The 19,496-nt window shown below is 34.0% G+C and carries 22 protein-coding genes; 16 read left to right on the top strand and 6 right to left on the bottom strand.

All coding sequences use genetic code 11. The annotated features are described in order from the left end of the window. Positions 1 to 95: 95 nt before the first annotated feature. Positions 96 to 257, top strand: a complete 162-nt coding sequence (locus H5V42_RS07075; protein WP_185782443.1) for a DUF1328 family protein — start codon at positions 96 to 98, stop codon at positions 255 to 257. Positions 258 to 298: 41 nt separating this feature from the next. Then, complete coding sequence (locus H5V42_RS07070; RefSeq protein ID WP_185782442.1) at positions 299 to 505, top strand: hypothetical protein; 207 nt, start codon at positions 299 to 301, stop codon at positions 503 to 505. Positions 506 to 555: 50 nt separating this feature from the next. On the opposite strand, the gene H5V42_RS07065 is transcribed toward H5V42_RS07070, so the two are convergent. Together H5V42_RS07065 and H5V42_RS07060 are read right to left on the bottom strand one after the other, a co-directional pair. Then, entirely contained in the window at positions 556 to 1,659 is a 1,104-nt protein-coding gene (locus H5V42_RS07065; RefSeq protein ID WP_229665617.1) for a DUF748 domain-containing protein, read from the bottom strand. Then, on the bottom strand, positions 1,643 to 3,178 hold the full coding sequence (locus tag H5V42_RS07060) for a DUF748 domain-containing protein (RefSeq protein ID WP_185782441.1): 1,536 nt from the start codon (positions 3,176 to 3,178) through the stop codon (positions 1,643 to 1,645). Before H5V42_RS07060 ends, H5V42_RS07065 begins: the two co-directional genes overlap by 17 nt. Before the next feature lie 116 nt (positions 3,179 to 3,294). Between H5V42_RS07060 and cls the strand changes: the two genes are divergently transcribed. Together cls and H5V42_RS07050 are read left to right on the top strand one after the other, a co-directional pair. Continuing rightward, positions 3,295 to 4,716 carry a cardiolipin synthase gene (gene cls / locus H5V42_RS07055; protein ID WP_185782440.1) on the top strand — a complete coding sequence of 474 codons (1,422 nt, stop codon included), beginning with the start codon at positions 3,295 to 3,297 and terminating at the stop codon, positions 4,714 to 4,716. A gap of 244 nt (positions 4,717 to 4,960) precedes the next feature. Beyond that, a complete protein-coding gene (locus H5V42_RS07050) occupies positions 4,961 to 5,512 on the top strand; it encodes a hypothetical protein (RefSeq protein ID WP_185782439.1) in 552 nt (183 codons plus the stop codon). Between the two features lie 15 nt (positions 5,513 to 5,527). Here the strand turns inward: H5V42_RS07050 and H5V42_RS07045 are convergent, their stop codons facing one another. The 3 genes from H5V42_RS07045 to H5V42_RS07035 form a co-directional block, all read right to left on the bottom strand. Next, positions 5,528 to 7,048: a GH3 family domain-containing protein gene (locus H5V42_RS07045; RefSeq protein ID WP_185782438.1), complete on the bottom strand. Its 1,521-nt coding sequence runs from the start codon at positions 7,046 to 7,048 to the stop codon at positions 5,528 to 5,530. Positions 7,049 to 7,120: 72 nt separating this feature from the next. Continuing rightward, complete coding sequence (locus H5V42_RS07040; protein ID WP_185782437.1) at positions 7,121 to 7,684, bottom strand: type 1 glutamine amidotransferase domain-containing protein; 564 nt, start codon at positions 7,682 to 7,684, stop codon at positions 7,121 to 7,123. A 128-nt stretch (positions 7,685 to 7,812) separates the two neighbouring features. Continuing rightward, entirely contained in the window at positions 7,813 to 7,980 is a 168-nt protein-coding gene (locus tag H5V42_RS07035) for a lmo0937 family membrane protein (protein WP_185782436.1), read from the bottom strand. 206 nt (positions 7,981 to 8,186) lie between these two features. Between H5V42_RS07035 and H5V42_RS07030 the strand changes: the two genes are divergently transcribed. The 12 genes from H5V42_RS07030 (at position 8,187) to H5V42_RS06975 (ending at position 18,753) form a co-directional block, all read left to right on the top strand. Continuing rightward, positions 8,187 to 8,798, top strand: coding sequence for a hypothetical protein (locus H5V42_RS07030; protein WP_185782435.1), 612 nt, complete (start codon positions 8,187 to 8,189; stop codon positions 8,796 to 8,798). Positions 8,799 to 8,804: 6 nt separating this feature from the next. Further along, positions 8,805 to 9,296, top strand: a complete 492-nt coding sequence (locus tag H5V42_RS07025; RefSeq protein ID WP_185782434.1) for a (2Fe-2S)-binding protein — start codon at positions 8,805 to 8,807, stop codon at positions 9,294 to 9,296. A gap of 2 nt (positions 9,297 to 9,298) precedes the next feature. Then, positions 9,299 to 11,458 carry a xanthine dehydrogenase family protein molybdopterin-binding subunit gene (locus tag H5V42_RS07020; RefSeq protein WP_185782433.1) on the top strand — a complete coding sequence of 720 codons (2,160 nt, stop codon included), beginning with the start codon at positions 9,299 to 9,301 and terminating at the stop codon, positions 11,456 to 11,458. A gap of 44 nt (positions 11,459 to 11,502) precedes the next feature. After that, complete coding sequence (locus H5V42_RS07015; RefSeq protein ID WP_185782432.1) at positions 11,503 to 12,138, top strand: Crp/Fnr family transcriptional regulator; 636 nt, start codon at positions 11,503 to 11,505, stop codon at positions 12,136 to 12,138. Then, entirely contained in the window at positions 12,139 to 13,857 is a 1,719-nt protein-coding gene (locus H5V42_RS07010; protein WP_229665619.1) for a SulP family inorganic anion transporter, read from the top strand. A gap of 68 nt (positions 13,858 to 13,925) precedes the next feature. Then, on the top strand, positions 13,926 to 15,335 hold the full coding sequence (locus H5V42_RS07005) for an MBL fold metallo-hydrolase (RefSeq protein WP_185782431.1): 1,410 nt from the start codon (positions 13,926 to 13,928) through the stop codon (positions 15,333 to 15,335). 4 nt (positions 15,336 to 15,339) lie between these two features. Continuing rightward, positions 15,340 to 15,720, top strand: a complete 381-nt coding sequence (locus H5V42_RS07000; protein ID WP_185782430.1) for a rhodanese-like domain-containing protein — start codon at positions 15,340 to 15,342, stop codon at positions 15,718 to 15,720. Then, entirely contained in the window at positions 15,720 to 16,310 is a 591-nt protein-coding gene (locus H5V42_RS06995; RefSeq protein ID WP_185782429.1) for a methyltransferase domain-containing protein, read from the top strand. Before H5V42_RS07000 ends, H5V42_RS06995 begins: the two co-directional genes overlap by 1 nt. Positions 16,311 to 16,386: 76 nt before the next feature. After that, positions 16,387 to 16,737 carry a rhodanese-like domain-containing protein gene (locus H5V42_RS06990; protein ID WP_185782428.1) on the top strand — a complete coding sequence of 117 codons (351 nt, stop codon included), beginning with the start codon at positions 16,387 to 16,389 and terminating at the stop codon, positions 16,735 to 16,737. 10 nt (positions 16,738 to 16,747) lie between these two features. Next, positions 16,748 to 17,761 (top strand): Tll0287-like domain-containing protein, encoded by a 1,014-nt coding sequence (locus H5V42_RS06985; protein ID WP_185782427.1) that lies wholly within the window; start codon positions 16,748 to 16,750, stop codon positions 17,759 to 17,761. Further along, positions 17,745 to 18,038 (top strand): thioredoxin, encoded by a 294-nt coding sequence (gene trxA, locus H5V42_RS06980; protein ID WP_185782426.1) that lies wholly within the window; start codon positions 17,745 to 17,747, stop codon positions 18,036 to 18,038. Before H5V42_RS06985 ends, trxA begins: the two co-directional genes overlap by 17 nt. Beyond that, positions 18,031 to 18,753: an acetolactate decarboxylase gene (locus H5V42_RS06975; RefSeq protein ID WP_185782425.1), complete on the top strand. Its 723-nt coding sequence runs from the start codon at positions 18,031 to 18,033 to the stop codon at positions 18,751 to 18,753. The genes trxA and H5V42_RS06975 overlap by 8 nt, the downstream gene beginning before the upstream one ends. Here H5V42_RS06975 and H5V42_RS06970 read toward each other — a convergent pair. After that, positions 18,736 to 19,491, bottom strand: coding sequence for a sulfite exporter TauE/SafE family protein (locus H5V42_RS06970; protein WP_185782424.1), 756 nt, complete (start codon positions 19,489 to 19,491; stop codon positions 18,736 to 18,738). The two genes, H5V42_RS06975 and H5V42_RS06970, sit on opposite strands and share 18 nt — an antisense overlap. Positions 19,492 to 19,496: the final 5 nt, after the last annotated feature.

Below are 19,496 nucleotides of genomic sequence, written 5' to 3'. Positions count from 1 at the left end.
TTCTGGCGATACCATCAAATAGACTACCAAAATACTAGGATATTTGTGTGTGACTGATTAAGAGTTAATCAGCTATAACCTAAAAACAATAAACTATGTTACGTTGGACAATAATATTACTGATTTTGGCAGTTATTGCCGGAGCTTTTGGATTTGGTGGAATTGCAGCTGGTGCTGCTAGTATAGCAAAGATTTTATTCTTTGTATTCATTGTACTATTTGTGATTTCTTTAATCTCAGGTAGAAAAAGAATTTAAATACAAAAACAACTAGAAATACAAACCTAAAAAACATAAAAATGAAAAAATTATATAGCCTTATTTTCCTATTATTATTTACTGGATTTACCACGTTAACCATGGTGAACTGCAGAGATACTAATGAGAAAAAAGATAGTATAGAAGAAGTTGGAGAAGACATGGAAGACGCAGCTGAAGATGTTGGTGATGCCGTGGATGAAACAGCTGATGATGTTGAAGACGAAGATTTAGGAGACGATAACTAAAATACTATCTGTTTAAAACTAAAAAAGTCCTTTCAATTGAAAGGACTTTTTTAATTTTCTTGTTTTTCTTCTACAGCATCTTTAAAATTAATCTCATTATCTGTTTTATTTACAAATGCTTTAATCCATCCATTTTTTACCAAATTAAAGATGGTGGGCCAAGCCTTACCTTGCACTTTATTTAAGTCTCCTTTAATAGGCACTTTTGTTGCTAAAGTGTTATTTCCTTTGTTTTTCAATATAAACTTAAAAAAGCCTACAAATCCCTCCCATAAAGTCTCCAAAAACTTATCGTCTTTACCAATTAATTTGGAGTCTTTTAATAGCGGCTTTACATAACCGGCTAAATAGCCATCAGCAATTGCAACCTCACTATAAACATTAAATTCACCCTCTTGAAAATCGATTCCCGCATAATGTCTAATAAAATTATTTAGCGCTCTAACATTTGCTTTTTCTAAAGACAAAGAAACATCCATATCTGGTATCTGTTTTACAATATCTAATTCACCTTCTAAAGTCATTTTACCTTGACCAATAGACAGGGCTGTTGCAGAAATAGTAGAGGGTAAGTTTTCATCTGTTCTAACCACGTTTCTAAGATTACTTGCTTCTAAAGAAATATCATTTAAATACAAATCAATATTTGGTTCAGCAGTTAATTGTACAAAGGCAGCTTTGCCATTGTAAATACGTAAACGGTTTAAATCAATTGGAACAAGGTCTGTTAATGCTTTGGTCCAATCATCATAGGCTGCATCTTCACCTTGTATTTGTTGATCTTCAAAAACATATATAAACTGTGGTTCTTTCATCACAATTTCACTTACAATTTTACCTTTGAACAAAGAGTTCCATTCAATGGAGATATCTGTTTCTTTAAAGTTTAAAAAAGGTACTTCTGTATTGGCGTTTACTTTATTTAAATACAAGTTTTGTATAACGTACGCCCCACGTAGTAATGAAATGTCGATATCTTTCACATTTCCGGTATATCCTGGAATATTTTCTAAGGTTTTATTTACATAATTTTTTACGATATAGGGTAACGCAACACGAAAACTAATAAGGAGTACAATTAGCACAAGGGGTAATAAAATGCGTTTCTTTTTAAGCCAATTTGTTTTCATCATCATTTTAGTCTTTTTTTCCATTTCCGGTAACCGTTTCTTTAATACCAGATTGTATTGCTAACCATTGATAGTTGAAAAATGATTTATGAGCTACACGTTCTGTTTCAATTTTTCCATAGCGGTAACCTTCAGCGTCTGTTTTTGAACCATCATTGGTAAACAGGTTAACAATACCCGTAAGTAATTTATTAACTCCCAATAAATCTTTTCGAAGTACTTTAAATTTAAAGTCGTCATAATTCATTTTCATATCACCTGTGGTACGATAACTGTCACCGCTAAATGTGAAGTACATTTTATCTATTTCACCTTCAACCTCTACATTTAGGTTAGCTCTTAAAAAAGGATTTAGTGTAGTGGTATTAAAATGAGATAATTCTCCTTTAGTTAAAAAGGCGGTTGATTTTGCTGGGTTCTCAAATGTCCAATCTAGATTAAATTGACCGTTACCCATTAATTGAGAACTTGTTTGAATATGTAAGGTACTATCTAAAGGAAAATTTAACTCCTGTATTTCAACATGAATTTCTTCTAATTCTAATGGTTTAGGCTCTCTTTTTAAAGAGGTTCGTTCGGCGTATTTTAAGTGTCCGTTATGCAATGCAAAAGCATCAATATTTATTGGAATTTGAACCTGTTTAAATTGATTGGTGATAAACGCTTTAGTTGTAAAGTCATCTGGTAATAATTTGTCTCTGTAAAATTCAAAAAGGGGTTCAATAATTGAAATTTTATCTAATTGTATTGTTAGCTTATTGTTAGAAAGAACCTTTACTTTTTGTAGTTGAATTTCTGGTATTTCAATATGGTAATAATCCCTTTCTTTTGGTAAATATTGAGATAATTCATTTTTGCTGTAAATAGTTGCTAATAAAAAGTGTTGAGCGGTTAGGTTGTTGTTTTGGAACAGTAAATTCTGTACACTAATTTTTTCCCATTCGCCTAGAGTATATTCTAGGTTTTTAAAGCTGAGTTTTTCTAGTTTTGGTACTGGTTTTTGTCTGGTTTTTTCACCATCAATTGTAACATTCTTTATTATACTGTTTAATTTATAAAGAGATAGAATAGTATCTTCTTGTATGCTGTCTAATTGTAAAAGAGAACCATTATTGAGAATAATTTCTTTAATATAAATTTTGTTTTTTGCCGTGCTATCTGTCTTAATTGATTTAGGGGTTGAGTTTTTATATAATGATAAAGCAGGTTTAGTAAAATGAATCTTGCCTATTTCAATATTTTTCTTGGTTAGATATGACCATAGATTAAAATCTTGAACTTTAACCTTAGTTATTGAACCTTTAACAGCATTCTTCATAAAAGAAATTTCTCTTTTAGATTTAAGTTCGTTAAAAACAATTGTCTTATTTAAAATGCTAACTTCCACAGAGCTAAATGCAACAAATTCATTTAATTTCTGGTTGTTTCGAAGCTTTTTTTCAATGAACGAATTACCATAATTAAATGCGATAAAAACAAAAATTCCTATAACCAAAAGTGCTATCAGTAACTTAATAAGTTTAGATGGTGCGATTTTTTTCATTTAAAAGGGAAGATATACCCGAAAGTAGGTTAAGTTTAACTGTATTAAAATTATTGTTAAGTCAAAAGCCTCACCCGTTTGTTTAAGGATATTATTTAAACGTATATTAGAATGGTATGCAGAACTTTTGGATATATAGCTACATATTAATTACCCTTTGGGCCGTTGTAACCATAATTTTTTATGGTTCTAGACCAACAAAGTCAATTGCTTGGGTGCTAGCTTCAATTTTTCTCCCTTTTCTAGGTCCACTTTGCTATTATTTTTTTGGTGTTAATAGAAAAAAATTCAAATTCTTCAGACTAAGACACAGTTTAAAACGGCAACTCTATGATGGCGAAAATAGAGAGATTATTGCCGTTGAGAGCACTCCATTCGACCATGAAAGTGGCTTTAAAAAGCTAGTGCAATTAATAGAAAAAAATTCTTTCCTATACGCTTCTTCTGGTAACAAGGTTACACTATTAAAAGATGGCGAAGATACTTTTGAGCACATATTTAGTGCCATAGAAAATGCGCATCACTTTGTGCATATGCAGTATTTTATTCTTGAACAAGGTCAGCTTTTTAATAGGTTGTGCCCTTTGTTAAAATCTAAAATAGAAGAAGGAGTTGAAGTGCGCATTATTTATGACTCTTTTGGAAGTTATAAAATGCGAGGAAAGCCGAAAAAACAGTTGCAAGAAATTGGTGTTAAAATATATCCTATTTTACCCATACGATTTGGAAACCTTTTATATACGTTAAACTATAGAAATCATAGAAAAATAGTCATAGTAGACGGAAAAATTGGCTTTACTGGTGGCGTAAATGTTACAGATAAATATATAACCTACGATAACCCTTTAGGTAAATGGGAAGATTTACATCTAATGCTTAAAGGACCAGTAGTAAACAGTCTACATAGAATTTTTATTAAAGACTATTTTTTTGCTAGTAAGGAAGAAGGCTTACTCAATAAAAAGTATTTGCCTAAACCTACAGAAGAAGGCAATTCTATAGTGCAAATTGTGTCTGGTGGGCCAGACTCTCCGCAATCTGTAATTATGCAGCAATATATTGCTATGATGCATTTAGCAGAGAAAAGTATAACAATAGCTAACCCATATTTTATACCCGGAATTGCATTTTTAGAAGCTATGAAAATTGTTGCTTTGAGCGGTATAAAAATCAAACTTATCGTTCCTAAAAAGTCAGATTCTCTAATAGCTAAATACAGTATGTTTTCCAATTTTGAATCGCTTCTTAGTGTAGGTGTAGAAATCTATTTAAGAAATGAATTTTCTCATAGTAAGGTGTTAATTGTAGATGATAGCATTGCTTCTGTGGGTTCTGGAAATTTTGACTATAGAAGCTTTGAACACAACTACGAAACTAATGCGCTTATTTATGATGAAAAATTAGCGCAAAGTATTGCTAAAAGTCTAGATAAATATTGTAAGCCTTTAGCACAGTTACATTTTGATAGTTTTAAAGCTAGACCACGATATCAAAAGTTTTTAGAAGGTTTGGCAAAATTTATGAGTCCTCTACTTTAAAAGGGTCAATCATTAAATAGAATAGAATAAAAAAACACATTGCTTTTGGCTACTTTGAAGTAAAATAAAAGCGATGAAAACAGTATTTAAAAACATCACCTTTTGGGTTATAATCCTATTCTATTTAAGCTTATTAAAACTGATAAAATTCTTACCCATATCCTCGTAAATTAAATTAATGAAGCTTAAAAAATTCCTCGTTTTTTTAACCATAAGCGGTATGCTATTTTTTGTAATTAATGTTATGAAGCAACAACCAATTTTTAAGGCTCCCAAGACAATTTCTGAAGAAGTTGAAATTGCGCTTTCCTATTATCCAGATTTAAATGAAATACCAATTGAATTTAAATTTAAGGAGCACATTAAAAAATCTACTATGCAAGCCCAGCCAAAATTTTCGAGTTTTTTTAAATCTCGAAAAAAAAGAAGCTATGTGGTTTTAATAAGTAAGCATATTAAAATATCAGATAAAGAATTTAACACAAAAGACATCCCAAAAGAAGTAATGATTGGTTGGTTAGGCCATGAACTAGGTCATATTGTAGATTATCAAAGTAGAGATAATTTAAACTTATTAGGTTTTGGGCTTCACTATTTATTTTCAGTAGATTATATAAAACATGCAGAACGTACTGCTGATTCTGTTGCAGTAGACAGAGGTATGGGTGATTATATTATTGCAACAAAACGTTTTATACTTGACCATGCTGAAATTTCAGAAACGTATAAAAATAGAATGCGTAAATTTTATTTATCTCCAGAGGAAATAATGCAGATGATTGACAAAGTTGATTGAGTATCTAACTAAGAATTATTGTTTTTGAACAAAGGCTTCCCATTCGGCAAATTTTTCTTCTCCCATTACCCTTTCCATTTTTACTTGTCCGCCTTTCTTTTTATTAGCACCACTCCATTCGTAAAATATTTCAGGTTTTATTAGGGTCACCTTAACACCTTCTAAGGCTTTACTGCGTGCCACTCGGTAGTTTTTGTTGGCCTCTTTAAGAAAAGTGTCTAAAGCTTTAGCCAAGGTGTTACCGTCTAAATCATTTTCGGTACCTAGATACCACGAATGGTAAAAACCGTCATCAAATCTTTTAGCACACAAGGTGTATTCTGGAAGCTTTATCTCGAATTTTTCTTCTAAATGTTTAATTCCGTCATTTAGTTTGTTTACTGATAGTTGTGAACCAACTGTATTTAAAAAGAATTTGGTTCTACCTGTTATTTTAATTTCTGCGCGTTCTACATCTGTAAATTCAATAGTATCGCCAATTAAATATCTCCACGTTCCTGAAACAGTAGAAATAATTAGAACGTAATCTTGATTCTTTTCAACTTCAGATAATGTTAAGGAAGGTGCGTCTTGTGATAAGGAGCCATCAGCTTGAATATATTCTGGCTCAAATGGTACGAATTCAAAATAAACGCCATTATCAGTAATTAATCGCATGGCATCAGTTTCTGGTCGTGCTTGAAATGCCATAAATCCTTCAGAAGCCAAATAGGTGTCAATTATAGTAATGGGCTTTCCTAGCAGTGCATTAAAACTCTTTTCATAAGGGTCAAAGGCAACACCACCAGAAGTATACACCTGTAAATTGGGCCATATTTCGTGGATGTGCTTTAAATTGTGAGTTTCAATGACTTTTTTCATCATAAGTTCCATCCAAGAGGGAATGCCACTCAGTGCTCCAATATCCCAATTGGCTGCTTCTTTGGCAATTTTTGTAACTCTATCATCCCAATCATCAATTTTAGCAATTTCTTCTCCTGGTTTGTAATATCCTTTAAACCAAAACGGAATATTACTAGCACTAATTCCACTTATTTCACCCTCTAAATGTCCTTCGCGTTTTTCTAAATCAGTTGAACTCCCAAGCATCATAATTTCTTTTTCAAAAAAATCAGCTGGAATATCAAAATTATGTAAGGCTAAAACTTGCTGAATACCTGCGTTTCTAATGGCTTTTACCATGTCGTTGGTTACAGGTATGCGTTTACTTGTTTTACCAGTTGTACCTGAGCTTAGCGCAAAGTAATCTGGTGTTCCAGGCCAAGTTACATTTGTTTCACCTTTGTGTAGCTGTGACCACCATTGGGTATTTATTTGATTGTAATCATGGTATGGAACCTTATTAGCGAATTCTTGGGCTGTATGTTCAGCATTTAGGATAGAATTAAAATGGTAATGTTCTCCAAACTTGGTATCTCTAGCAGTGGTTAAGAGTGTTTTTAAAACCTCTTCTTGCTCTTCAACGGGGTTTTTGTTAGAAGTTAACTCTCCGGTTAAATTAATTACGCCTTTTATAATATTCCCTATTATTGCCATGATAGTGTTTTAATTAGAAAATGCTGAAGCGAAAGTCTTTCGCTTCAGCATCATGTAAAATGTTTCAAAAATTTATGCGTTCGCCGTTTGCTCTTCGTGTTTACCTTCTTTAATTTCTTCAATGGTTTTTGATATGAAAGCTGGCAAATCGTCAGGATTTCTGCTGGTGGTTAAACCTTCGTCTACCACAACTTCTTCATTTACCCAATTAGCGCCAGCATTTATAACATCGTCTTTAATACTATGGTAAGACGTTACTTTTCTATTTTCAATAACATCAGCACTAACTAACAACCATGGTGCATGGCAAATTGCAGATACTGGCTTGCCACTTTTAAAAAAGGCTCTAATGAAGTTTAGTGCATCTTCATCTGTTCTTAGGGTATCAGGATTTGCCACACCGCCTGGTAATACTAAAGCATTATAATCTTTTTCGGTTGCATTAGTTACCAATTTATCAACTTTAATGCTTTTGCCCCAATTATCACCATCCCAACTTTTAATCACGCCCTCTTTAATAGAAATAATATCTACTTGAGCTCCCTCATTTTTGAGTGCATTATATGGTTCAAATAATTCTGATTTTTCAAATCCGTTTGTTGCTAATACCGCAACTTTTTTGTTCTCTAATTTCATAGTCTATTTTATATTTTCAATGTTGTCTTCCACTAAATTACAGCTCTGTAATACTGTGGTTTTGCTCATTTAAGTTGTTCTTTAATGCTATTAATTTGTTTAACAAAACTTTAAAATTGACCGTAAAATTATAATGGACTTCTTCCTCTGATAATGTTATAAAGAATTACGATTACCGCCAAAACAATTAATATGTGAATAAGGTTGCCCGTAGCAATACCTGGAATAATTCCTAACATACCAAATAACCAAACTACTATACATATAACGGCTACTAACCACAATAAACTTCTCATCGTTTTACTTTTTAAATTCATTTCAAAGCTAAAAATCAATACACTAGCTAATTGACTATAAGCAGATTATGATTAACCCATATTCTAAATGTTGAGTTTTTTAGTATAATAAAGACATCTTGTCTTATACAAATCAACCGTTTTAGTGATGTTTTTAATTGTTTCAACAAGGCTCTTATTATTTGTATCTTGGAGAAAACTTGTACATGAATAGTAATCGAATTGTTTTATTTGTTGCCATAGGTTTACTCACCATAATGGTTGTAGCTAATTCAATTAATTCTAATGGAGACTATATTCCATTAGACAGTTTGGAAATCTCGGCTGCAGACAATACAGAAAACTTTTCCAAATTAATGGATGTGCTTACACATCCAAGATGTATGAATTGTCACCCCAATGATAATATCCCAAAACAAGGTATAGACCGTCATCCGCACTATTTTGATATGGCTAGGGGTGAAGATGACCACGGCTTTAAAGCAACAAGCTGTAATACGTGCCATCAATCAGAAAACAATCCTTACTCTGGGGTTCCTGGGGCACCACATTGGGCATTGGCCCCTGCTTCAATGGGTTGGCAAGGATTATCTCATGAGCAAATAGCCCAACGTTTATTAGACAAATCAACCAATGGTGGTAAAGACCATAAAGCGTTGGTAGAACATTTAACACAAGACAAATTGGTATTGTGGGCTTGGGAACCTGGGGTTGATGCTAATGGAAATTTAAGAGAAACACCACCAATTTCTAAGGAAGAATATATTCAAGTTGTGGAAGAATGGTTTGCCAATGGGGCTGTAATACCAGTTAACTAAATTATTATGACAATTAATTTTACTTTAAATGGAAGCGCTGAAACCGTTACGCTTTCAGATGATATGACCCCATTACTATGGGTAATTCGAGATATCTTAGGGCAAAAAGGCACCAAATTTGGCTGTGGAAAAGCAGCCTGTGGTGCGTGTACAATACATGTTAACGGAGAAGCAGTAAGGTCTTGTTCTTATCCTATAAAGTTTGCCGAAGGTAAAAAGGTGGTTACCATTGAAGGCTTAGGAACACTAGACAATCCTCATCCTGTTCAACAAGCTTGGGTAGAAAAAGTTGTTCCACAATGCGGTTATTGTCAACCTGGTTTTATGATGGCTACTGCTGCTTTATTAGAAAAAATTCCGAATCCAACAGATGAAGATATTGATAAAAATATTATCAACATTTGTAGGTGCGGAACATACTATCGTATGCGCAAAGCCATTCAAAGAGCAGCGGAAATTAAGGCAAATGAATTAATAGAAACTTCTAAAACTTCATAAATATGGGTGAGAATAAAAAAGTTTCTAGAAGAAAATTCTTAGTTAGAGGTGCAGTAGGTACTGCTGGTGTTTTGGCTGTTGGAACATATCTATTTAGAAATCCTATTCGTAGACAAATATTGGCTTACGCCAATTCAGCTGATTCGCCCTATATGGGTAGTGGAGTTGAACCTTTATTGTGGTTTGAGTTAACCTCAGCGAATAAAATAAGACTGTATTCTCCAAAAGTAGAAATGGGCCAGGGTACGTTCACTGGTATGGCACAATTGGCCGCAGATGAGTTGGAAGTACCTATTGCAATGATTAAGGTGGTGCATGCACCTTCTATTACTGGAAATATAGACAGCTTTGCAACTGGTGGCAGTACTTCTATAGCCAGTTTGTGGATGCCCTTGAGAGAATTAGCCGCAACAATGAGAGAAATGATTTTGGCTGCTGCTGTTGAAAATTTAGGAGTGCCAAAATCTGATTTAAAAATTAAAAACGGTGTTATAAAAGTAAATGGGGAGCAAATAACCTTTGCAGAATTAGCTGAAAAAATTTCAGAATGGCCAGAGGTAGATACCCCAGAATTAAAAAAGATTTCTGACTATAAAATCATTGGTAAATCGGTACCTCGTGTTGATTTAGATGATAAAGTATTTGGTGCTCCAATTTTTGGGATGGATGTAGATATACCTAACATGGTTTACGGTGCTGTAGTTAGACCCGAGCACATAGGGGCTACTTTTATAACTGCTGATGTTAGCAAGGCACAAAATATGCCTGGTGTACTTAAAATTGTTGAAGAGGAAGATTTTGTAGGTGTTATAGCCAAAAGCTTTATTGAAGCTGAAAATGCAAAGCATGCTATAAAAGTAACTTGGGATGCACCTACTAATTTACAATTAGCGGATATTGAAAATAAAATGAAGGTGGGCAATGGTAAGCCCACAATAATTCAAAAAAATGGTGCTGAAATCTCGGATCCAGAAGTGCAAATGGAATTTACTACTCCAATTGGTGCTCATGCACAAATTGAACCCAACGGCGTAGTGGCAAATGTCACAGAAGAAGGGGCTACCTTATATCTTTCTACTCAGGTAGTTGCTATAACACAAAAAGAAGTGGCTAAAAGATTAGAACTTGATACTGAAAAAGTAAATATTGTACCTACATTTTTGGGTGGTGGTTTTGGTAGAAGGTTACATACACCACACGCAATGCAAGCAGCCGTGATGTCAAAAGCGGTAGGTAAACCAGTGAAATACTTCTTTAGTAGAAAAGAAGAATTTCAGCATGATATGTTTCGCCCTCCTACGCATCATGTACTTAAAGCTAATTTGACTGATGATGGAAATATTGCCCACCTTCAACACGATTTTTCTAGTGGTGATGTAGCTATAGATTCTGCCTTATTGCCTAGCGCATTAAATTCTTTTTTAGGAGCAGATGTTGGGGCTATACGTGGCGGGTTTTGTCAATACCTAAATATTCCTAAAATTAGAACAACATCTTGGCATGTAGAGTTACCTTTTGCAACCAGTTGGTGGCGTAGTTTAGGGTTGTTGGCCAATACTTTTGCTTGGGAAAGTTTTATGGACGTTTTAGCTGAAAAAGCTGGTAAAAATCCAGTTGATTTTCGCTTAGCACATATTCAAAATGATAAGTCAGGTGAGCGTTTATGTAATGTAATTAAAACCGCTGCTGAAAAAGCAGGCTATCAAGATACGGTTATCAATGGTAAAGCTATGGGATTTGCCGCTTCAACTGATGCAGGCACGCCTTGCGCTCAAGTTGTTGAACTTTCAATAGTGGAAAATCAAATTAAAATTCATAAAGTTACTTGTGTGTTAGATCCTGGATTGGCCGTAAATCCTGACCAAGTAAGAGCACAATGCGAAGGTGCTATTATTATGGGTATAAGCGCATCGGTATTTGAAAAAATGACCGTAAAAGATGGTCAATTAAATCCTACAATTTACGGACCATATCAAATGGCATTACTAAAACATGCTCCTAAAGAGATAGAGGTAATTCTATTACAGGGTAGAGAAACTCCTGGTCCGGTGGGGGAACCTCCTCTTGGCCCAATTGGAGCAGCTATCGCAAACGCAGTGTATCGTATTACAAATAAGAGATTAACAAGTATGCCGTTTCAAGAGGCATTGCAAAACATGTAACTATAGTTACCAAACTTAAAGCATTCATTTTCTAATTTCGTGTCGTGATTAATGAACTAAATACAAGTTTCGGAAATACCTTTGAGCAGCCACTTATTACAGAGATTGCCCAAGTTGGCACTTTTAAAGAGGTTCCTGCAGGTTTTAAACTAATTGAAATAGGAGATTATGTGAGGTATATGCCGTTGTTGATTGACGGTGTAATTAAAATTTTACGTGAAGATTCTGAAGGAGATGAGTTACTGTTGTATTATTTAGAACAGGGTGATACTTGTAGTATGACAATGGCATGTTGTTTAGGTGATGCCCAAAGTGAAATTCGTGCAATTGCTGAAACAGACGCCAAACTTATCATGATTCCAATTCGTAAAATGGAAGAGTGGACGGCTAAATATCGTACTTGGCGTAATTTTGTTTTTGAAAGTTACCATGCTCGTTTAAACGAATTGTTACATACAGTAGATAGCATTGCGTTTATGAATATGGATGAACGCCTAATGGAATATCTTCATAAAAAAGCAGAACTCAATAAAAATAATATCATTACAAAAACCCATCAAGAAATTGCCTACGATTTGCATAGTTCAAGAGTGGTGATTTCTAGACTGCTTAAAAAGATGGAAAACCTAGGTAAAATTAGTTTGAACCGAAATCAGATAGTTCTGAATAACCAAAAATAATTGAAGCAATTTTTACCCATATTAGATTGGCTGCCCAAATACAATAAAGCAAATTTGTCTAGTGATGTTTTTGCTGGAATTACAGTTGGGGTACTTTTAATTCCGCAAGGTATGGCATATGCCATGATTGCTGGCCTACCACCTATTTATGGCCTTTATGCTTCTTTAATGCCGCAAGTAGTTTACGCTTTTATGGGGTCTTCTAGGCAGTTGTCTGTAGGTCCGGTTGCTATGGATTCTCTTTTGGTGGCCTTAGGTTTAGGAGCATTATCATTATCTGGTGTCAATGAGTATGTAGCTATGGCTATTTTACTGGCTTTTATGATGGGTGTGGTTCAATTAATTCTTGGTGTAGCCAAAATGGGTTTTTTGGTAAATTTTTTATCTAAACCTGTTATTAGTGGTTTTACTTCTGCTGCAGCTATAATTATTGGAATGAGCCAACTAAAGCATCTGTTAGGAATTGATATTCCGGGGAGTAACAAAATTCAACACTTGTTTGTACAAGCAGTAAATGCAATAGATGGCACACACTTACTAACATTATCTATAGGTATTGTAGCTATTGTACTTATTAAAATTATGAGAAGAATAAATAAAAAAATACCCTCAGCACTTATAGTGGTGGTGCTGGGTATTGTAACTGTTTATTTATTTCAATGGAATTTACAAGGGGTAAAAATTGTAGAGCAAATACCGTCTGGCTTACCATCTTTTCAACTACCAGAGTTGAACTCAGAAAGAATAGGTGATTTAATACCTGTAGCATTAACCTTAGCTTTGATAGCTTTTATGGAGGCTATTTCTGTATCTAAGGCTGTTGCAGAACGTCATCCAGAATATGAAATTGATGCTAATAAAGAACTAGTGGCATTGGGAACCTCTAATATTGTGGGTTCTTTTTTTCAATCTTACCCGGTTACCGGGGGTTTTTCAAGAACCGCGGTTAATGATGAGGCGGGAGCAAAAACTGGAATTTCATCCGTGGTAAGCGCCCTTGTTATTGCCCTTACCTTATTATTTCTAACACCACTATTTTATTACTTGCCAAATGCAGTACTCGCTGCAATAATAATGGTTGCTGTATTCGGATTAATAGATTTTAAATACCCAGTTCAACTTTTCAATAGAAGAAAAGATGAGTTCTTTTTACTCATCGCCACCTTTATAATTACTTTGACTATTGGCATTAAAGAGGGTATTTTAATTGGTGTTCTGCTATCACTATTAATCATGGTATATAGAACATCTGTGCCTCATGTTGCCATTTTAGGTAAAATAAAGGGTATGGATTATTTTAAAAATATTAAACGCTTTACTGAAGGTGTTGAAAATCCTGAAGAAATTTTAATGCTTCGTTTTGATGCCCAACTGTATTTTGCAAACGCTGCTTTTTTTAAAAAAACCATTGAACAACAGGTAGAGAAAAAAGGCAACGCCTTACAATACATAATTTTAAATGCTGAAGCAATTAACTATATTGATAGTACCGCTGTATTAATGTTACAAACCGTGGTAGAAGAACTAAAGCAAAAGAACATAACATTTAAAATTGCAGGCTCCATAGGGCCAACAAGAGATATTATTCATAAAAGCGGCTTGGTTAATGTAATTGGGCAAGAAAATATCTATGTTAGAACTGCTGAAGCTTATGAAGATTGTTTACAAAAAGTTGGAAAATCAGAATTACAAAATAAAGTAGCATTACAATACAAGTAAGTTCTTGTAACTAAAGTGACAAAATATCTGATAGATAGGTTGTAATTTTAATTAAAATTTGAAAGAAGATGAAAATTGAGCAAATATATACAGGTTGTTTAGCGCAAGGTGCGTACTATATTGAAAGTGAAGGTGAAGTAGCTGTTATAGACCCCTTAAGAGAGGTTAAACCTTATCTAGAAAGAGCTGAAAAAGCTAATTCTAAAATCAAATATATTTTTGAGACGCACTTCCATGCCGATTTTGTAAGCGGGCATGTTACGTTATCTAAAGAAACTGGAGCCCCAATTATATACGGCCCAAATGCCAACCCATCTTTTGATAGTATTGTGGCCACAGATGGTCAAGAATTTCAATTAGGTAAAGTTACCATTGTAGTATTACACACACCAGGGCATACCATGGAAAGTACTACCTACTTATTGAGAGATGAGAATGGTAAAGACCACGCTATATTTAGCGGAGACACCCTTTTCTTAGGTGATGTTGGTAGACCAGATTTAGCTCAAAAGGCAGCGGATATGACGCAAGAGCAGCTCGCAGAAACCCTATTTGATAGTCTAAGAAATAAGATTATGCCGCTGGCAGATGATGTTATAGTTTATCCTGCTCATGGTGCTGGTTCAGCCTGTGGTAAGAATATGATGAAAGAAACCGTGGATACCTTAGGTAATCAAAAGAAAATGAACTACGCGCTTCGTGCAGATATGAGTAAAGAAGAATTTGTAAAAGAAGTAACTGATGGATTAATGCCTCCTCCACAATACTTTCCTTTAAATGTAAAAATGAATAAAGAAGGTTATGAAGATATAGATGAGGTTTTGGAAAGAGGTACGCAACAACTGTCACCAGATGCATTTGAAGCTGCAGCAAATGAGACAGGCGCTATAGTTTTAGATGTACGTCATCAAAATGATTTTGCTAAAGGACACATTCCGCGTTCTATTTTTATAGGTATTGATGGCGGATTTGCACCATGGGTTGGTGCCTTAATAGGTGATGTTAAACAACCTATTTTACTAGTAACCCCAGAAGGTAGAGAAGAAGAAGTAGTTACAAGACTTTCTAGAGTAGGTTTTGATAACACTTTAGGCTATTTAAAAGGTGGTTTTGAGGCGTGGAAAAATGCGGCTAAAGAATATGATACCGTAAGTTCTGTAAGTGCTTCAACACTCAAAGAAGCTTTAGAGGACAATGTGCCTGTTTTTGATGTTCGTAAACCAGGAGAATATATTTCGGAGCACATAGCCTCTGCGCATAGTACACCATTAGACTTTTTAAATGAGCATTTGGCGGAATTTCCTGGTAAAGAAAATTTTTATATTCATTGCGCTGGTGGGTATCGAAGCATGATTGCAGCTTCAATCCTAAAAAGTAGAGGAATACATAATTTAATTGATGTGGCAGGGGGTATGAAAGCCATAAAAGAGGCTGATATTCCAGTTACAGACTATATTTGTCCTAGCACAATTAAATAGTTCTATGAAAATTTTATTAAAAAGCAATATACTTATTTTGGGATTGGTGGTTTTTTTTAGCTGTCAATCCCAATCTAGTTCTACGATATCTAAAATTGATAAAGTCCATTTAAAAGATAATGTCATAGGTAAAGATGTTCAATTAATAGATGTTAGAACACAAGAAGAGTTTGAAGCTGGTTATATTGATGATGCTGTAAATTTTAATATCAGTGACAGTAATACTTTTCTTCAACAAATAAAGACGCTAGATAAGTCTAAACCGGTTTATTTATACTGTAAAATGGGTGGTCGTAGTAATAGAGCAGCAGAAATTCTAAAACAAGAAGGCTTTGTTGAAATCTATGACTATTCTGGGGGTTATAATGATTGGGTTCAAGAATAATGAATACAAAATTAAACGCTGAATATTGGAATTCTAGGTATATTGATAATCGAATGGGATGGGATATAGGTTACCCTTCTACACCTATAAAAACCTATGTAGACCAACTTCAAGATAAAACCATTTCTATTTTAATACCAGGGGGCGGTAATGCCTATGAAGCTGAGTATTTACACAATCAGGGGTTTAAAAATGTAACTGTGGTAGACATTGCACCCGTTACAAAACAGGGCTTTTTAGATAGAGCTCCACATTTTCCTGAACATCATTTTATTGTCAAAGATTTTTTTGAATTAGAAGGACAATTTGATTTGATTCTTGAACAAACCTTCTTTTGTGCACTAGCTCCAGAATTGCGAAAATCTTACGCTGTAAAAATGCACGAATTATTAAAGCCCCATGGAAAATTAGTGGGTTTGCTTTTTGATTTTCCACTTAAAGATGGCCCTCCTTTTGGCGGTTCTAAAACTGAATATTTAGGATATTTTGATTCACTTTTTAATAGTAACGTCTTTGAAAAATGTATCAATTCTATAAAGCCTAGAGAAGGAAAAGAATTTTTTATAAATCTTTCTAAAAGAATCGCTTAAAACTAATCTTGTGTAACAACTGTTACTGTTTAAGGTATTCAAGAGAGCTATTTTTAACATCTTAAATACTTAAACAATGTCGTTTTTAAAAGCAATTTTTGGCAGCAAGCCACTATCAGATAAAATCCAAATTTTACAAAAACCAGCATATCAGAAGGCCATTAAAAATGGTAGTAAAGTACAATTAGTAGATGTACGTACGGCTAGAGAATACAATAATGGTCATATAAAAGGAGCTAAAAATTTTGACTTTTTTAGTTCAAGCCAATTTAAAAATGGTTTTGAATCTTTAGATAAAAGTAAGCCTGTTTATTTGTATTGCCAATCGGGTAACCGTAGTCAAAAAGCAGCCTCTAGACTGGTAGCCATGGGCTTTGAAGAAATCATTGATTTAGCAGGTGGCTATTCTGCTTGGTCTAGAAATTAAAACTGTTGTTATGGGTAAACTATATGGTATTTTAGGACTCATCACTATTTTATTCTTTTCTTGCAAAAATCAAAAATCAGATAAAGAATTTACAACTATTACTAATGATAGCTTGGTTGTTTCCAATGCTATAGAAGGTAAAAAGTTACTAGAACAGAAGTGTTATCTGTGTCACAGTCCTTCCGCTCCAGAAAAACAAGGTAGGGTAGGTCCACCAATGATTGCGGTTAAAGCGCACTACTTAGAAGACTCTACCACAAAAGAAGAGTTTATTGAAGCTTTTACTTCTTTCGTATTAAAGCCCGCAAAAGAAAATGTAAAACTTAAAGGCGCTGTAAAAAGATTTGGGTTAATGCCTAAATCAATTTACGAGAAAGAAGAAGTTGAAAAAATTGCCTCATTTGTTTACGATTATAAGATTGAAGAGCCAAACTGGTTCAAAACTCATTGGCAAGATCATGGTAAAAAGCTGTATAAAAATGATTCACAACCTGTTTTGAGTTTTACTAATGAACAACTTTCTTATAAGGAACTTGGACTGAAATACGCTTTGGGAACTAAAAAGGTTTTAGGCAAAAATTTGATGGGAACAATACAAGATTCAGGGGTTGCTAAAGCTGTTGAATTTTGTAATATAAAAGCCTATCCGTTAACTGATAGTATGGCAGTAGCATATAACGCAAAGATTAAAAGAGTTAGTGATAAACCAAGAAATCCAAAAAACACCGCAAATAAAATTGAGTTACAACATATTGAAACGTTTAAAAAAAATGTAGCTACAAATGAAAAAATAGCACCCATTGTTGAAGAAGGTAACCAGGAGGTACATTTTTATTATCCCATTATAACTAATGATATGTGCTTAAAATGTCATGGTAAACCTAAAGAGAATATTACTTTAGAGGTTCAGAATTTGCTTTCTGCCAAATATCCTGAAGACAAAGCAACGGGATATAACGTAAATGAAGTAAGAGGTATTTGGAGTATAACTTTAGATAAGAAAGAAGATGTCCAGTTTCAATGAAATTATTTCTGGGGATAAACCCGTATTAATAGATTTTTTTGCAGAATGGTGTGGTCCTTGTAAAATGATGCCGCCTATTCTTAAAGAAGTTAAAGATACACTTGGAAATGATGTTAAAATCATTAAAATCGATGTGGATAAAAACCAACCATTAGCTGCACAATATCAAGTTAGGGGCGTGCCTACTTTAATGCTATTTAAAGATGGAAAATTAAAATGGCGACAATCTGGTGTGGTGGCTTCTAATGATTTAGTTCAAAAGATTAAGAATGCCTAAGATTACGATAGTTGTAGTAGTATTGGTTAATATCATGGTTAGTTGTAAAAAATCATCAACACTTGATGGAGAAATTGCTATTTCAGGAGCAATGAAAAATGTGATGTGGCAAGGGCAATTAGACGGAGTAATTAATTTAGATACTATTTCAAACACAAAAAATCTTTATGGTTTAGGGCCTTTAAGTAATCTAAAAGGCGAACTATTAATTTTAGACGGACAATTTTTTCAATCTAAAGTACTATCTGACTCCACCATGTTGGTTAAAAAATCACCTAAAGCGGAGGCTCCTTTTTTTGTATACGGGTGGCAACAAAATTGGAAAAAATTGGACTTGCCAAAAGAAATTTCGACTGTATCTAGTTTAGAAAGGTGGATTCCAACCCAGGTTGGAGAAGTAAATAAACCGTTTATCGTTAAACTAATTGGTGTTGTGAGTAATGCAAAGATTCATATTCAAAATCTGCCAGATAATACCAAGGTGTCTTCTCCAAAAGAAGCGCATATAGGACAAGTTAATTACAGTATTGGAAAAGAGGAGGTAACAATAGTTGGTTTTTATTCAACAAAACATAAAGGCATTTTTACACATCATGACAGTAATTTGCATTTACATTTAATCACCAATAACTTACAAAAAATGGGTCATTTAGATGATGTTGCTTTTTCGGAAATGAAAATATTCTTACCCACGCAGTTATACCAATACAACTAGATAAACTAAAGATAAAGCAAAGAGTAAAAAAGCATAATATCTTTTGAAATTGGTATTTGAGCTCAAATTACCCGCTTTAGCACCAAAGTGATTGGCTATAAAATAGCCTAAGAATACACAAATAACCAGGGTCCAATTTACAGGCATTTCTGCATTGTATTTTAAAAACCCACCTAGACTAACCGGTGGTAATAATATGGCTAAGCTCAGGGCGCGAGCATAATTTTTATCCATAGTAAAGAACTGTATTAAAACGGGCACCATTAGAACTCCTGCGCCAATTCCAAAAAGACCACCAAAAATGCCAGTTATAGCACCTAATAGAAATATCCAGCCATGTGCAATTTTCTTTTTAGGACTTGATTTACTAGAGATAAAAGAAAAGTTTTTGAGTTGCAATACACCCAAAAAAATAAGTAGAATGGCAAAATACAGTCTCATATCCATTTCGCCAATGTAGAAAGCAAAAACAGCACCCAAATAAGAGAAAATGCAATACGAGACTACCCCGATAATTATAGACGGCAATAATGCTTTAACCTCTTGTTTTAATGATAATACACCAAGAAAACTCATTGGTCCCATCATTATAGCTAACATGCTACCCTGAGCTTGTAATTGCGTTAAGCCTGCAAATAGGACTAATGCTGCTACAATAAATGGTCCGCCGCCGATACCTGCATAGCCACCAACGTAACCTGTAATTAACCCTATAAGAAGGTATATAAGTATGTCCAAATTAG

The organism is Croceivirga lutea, from assembly GCF_014235875.1.
GTDB lineage: Bacteria > Bacteroidota > Bacteroidia > Flavobacteriales > Flavobacteriaceae > Croceivirga > Croceivirga lutea.
The sequence above is the reverse complement of the archived record's forward strand: the minus strand, read 5'-3'. Positions and strand labels throughout refer to the sequence as shown.